Source organism: Paenibacillus sp. 01T422, assembly GCF_056398785.1.
Map to the genome: position 1 here is coordinate 1 of NZ_JBFTQB010000891.1, position 2663 is coordinate 2663.

General features: G+C 50.0%; 3 protein-coding genes. 1 reads left to right on the top strand and 2 read right to left on the bottom strand.

What is annotated here, in order from left to right; translation table 11 throughout:
* A partial coding sequence (locus tag AC1DUA_RS33030; protein WP_477503761.1) for a stage II sporulation protein M occupies window positions 1-752 on the top strand: 752 nt, incomplete at its 5' end.
* Here the strand turns inward: AC1DUA_RS33030 and AC1DUA_RS33035 are convergent.
* On the bottom strand, window positions 747-2132 hold the full coding sequence (locus tag AC1DUA_RS33035) for a DUF58 domain-containing protein (RefSeq protein ID WP_477503762.1): 1386 nt from the start codon (window positions 2130-2132) through the stop codon (window positions 747-749). The two genes, AC1DUA_RS33030 and AC1DUA_RS33035, sit on opposite strands and share 6 nt — an antisense overlap.
* Window positions 2083-2663 (bottom strand): AAA family ATPase (locus tag AC1DUA_RS33040; RefSeq protein WP_477503763.1); only part of this gene is annotated, 581 nt, incomplete at its 5' end. The genes AC1DUA_RS33040 and AC1DUA_RS33035, both read right to left, overlap by 50 nt.

The window sequence follows — 2663 nt, forward strand, 5'->3', positions numbered from 1 at the left end:
ATACAATGTATAAAGACAGTCAAACAAGCAGCACCCAAATGAAGGAGTTTTTCGTCCATTATTTCCCTTCACTCATCCAAGCAAGAAGCCTGTTCGTCGGCTTTGCATTCATTCTTTTTGTGCTTGGAGGCTTACTCGGCTTCCTGTCGGTTTGGCATGATCCGCTCAATCTGGCCTTCATTATGCCGGGTGGCATGGCTGAGAACATCGATCCATCCAAAACATCGGATCCCCGTGGCGACCTGCATTCGCCGCTGATCTCGACAGCTATCATGACGAATAACATCCGAGTCGCCGTTCTCGCCTTCATCAGCGGGATCACGCTTGGCATCGGAACCATCTATCTGATGATCAGCAACGGCCTTCTCGTTGGTGCCTTGGCTGCAGTTTACATGCAATCCGGGAAAAGTTATGTATTCTGGGCGTACATTTTGCCGCACGGTATTATTGAGCTTACCGCCATTTTCATAGCGGGCGGAGCTGGCCTATACATGGGTTATCGCTTTTTCGTGCCGGGACCTTATCCGCGCAAGCTGCTTTTTCTGGAGTCGGCCAAGGAATCCGCACAGCTCCTGATCGGCACGATTCCGTTATTCATCATCGCAGGACTCATTGAGGGTTACATTACCCCTTCCACGTTACCTCTTGAAATGAAATATATGATCGCCGGCGTTACGCTGTTGCTCCTCGCGTTATACTTCGTGTATGGCATTCGCAAACGAGTGAACAGCAGACGCCCATTAACGCTATAAACGATCACGAGCTTTCAAATCCAAATAGGCATTAACGGCGCTAAGCGTAAGCTGGTCGGCGGGGACATCCATGACAGGAATGCCTCTGCCGGCCATTTCGTTTACATAGGCGTATCGATCCGTCGTAAACTTGTGCGCCATGCTTATCTTATAAGCCTGCCGGCTATCCTCAGCGCGAACACGAGCCCATTGATGAATCAGTGGATCCTGAAGCGATAGGAGCAGTACCTGATGACTTCTGCGAAGCCGCTGCACATACGGCAGCATTTCTTGATTATAAAGATAGCTCTCCATATCCGAAAATAGGACGACAAGCGAGCGCTTTTTCAGAAAACGCAGCACATGTGCGAAAGCGATCTGTGTGCTCGATTCAACAAAATCCGTGCTCAAATCATACACAGCCTTCGTTAAGACTTGCAGATGAGGCAGTCCTTTTCCTGCAGGCACATACACTTTAACCTTGTTGGAGTAAGCGACTAACGCCACTTGATCCCCTTGCTTGAGCGCGACAGCAGCTAAGGTTAACGCAGCTTCTAAAGCCCGATCCAGCTTCACTTGCCCGTCCAGCTCAATCGCCATTTGCCTTCCGCAATCCAGCACGATGGTGACAATCTTCCCTTTTTCCGGTTGAAAAAGGTTCGTCATCAGCTTTGTCGTTCGCGCCGACGCTTTCCAGTTAATAAGCCGGATGTCATCACCCTGCACATAATCCCGAATATAGTGGAACTCGGAGCCGCTGCGCTGCTTTTTAAACACTCGATGACCTTCTAGGATCAAAACGTCCTGAACAGCGGTAAGAACACCCCGAACCTGGGACAAATCCGGATAAATCTCAATGGTGTTTTGGGCACTCAGAAGCACTTGCTTCTTCCAAAGACCCATGCCTCCGAAATAGCGCAGATACACATTTTCAAAAGCGTACCGCCCTCTTTCATTAGCCGTCGCTGTATAGCCGAAAGCAGCTGAAGTCCCCTGAAAGGTGCCGCTTAATTGGCTGCTTCCCAATTGAAAGGTGTAAGGTAAATGATCCTTAAGCTCGACGTGCACAGCAGATCGCTCCAAGCCCCTAACCAAACTCCCAAGCTCTAGACTCACCTCAAAAGTGCTCCTCACATCCGCCTGTTCAGGGAGTGATCTACGTATCTTCCAGCTATTACGTTTGGGAAGCAGAAGGAGATCAATCGCGCTCAGTACAAGTAACAGCGCATTAAAGCTCCAAAAGACAGGTAGAACCGCATCAAAAGGAGCTGCGGTCAACATCCCGGCTGCGCCAATAAGCACCAAACCAATGAGTCTTCGCGTGGGTAAAATAAAATCGTGGAAGAAGGTTTTATCTAGGAACCGGAATAGAGCCGAGCGTTTCTTGAATGATTTGGTCACTCGTTCCGCCCTCCAGTTCCGCTTGCGGTGTCAACAGCAGTCTGTGCCGCAGCGCAGGCCGCGCGACAAGCTTAATATCATCTGGCGTGACATAGGTCCGGCCATCCAATAAAGCCCAAGCTTTACTCGCCATCAGCACAGCGATTCCCGCTCGGGGACTAGCTCCCAGCTGGATCTTTTTGGACTCGCGGGTTTTGCGAATAAGTGTTGCTATGTAAGTGTATAAGGAGTCCTCCACCACAACATCAGTCAGCTTCCGCTGCAGTTCAATTACCCGTTCAGGGGTCATTAAAGCTTGAAGCGGTTCCTCTTGATGCTGGTGAAATGGCACATGTCCACGAAGAATAGCGATCTCAGCCTCTTCACCGGGGTAATCGAGTACTAATTTAAACATGAACCGGTCGAGCTGAGCCTCCGGCAGTGGGTAAGTACCTTCGTATTCGACGGGATTTTGGGTTGCTACGACGATGAAAGGACTAGGCAGATTGTACGTATTCCCCTGAATCGTCACTTGACGCTCCTCCATCGCTT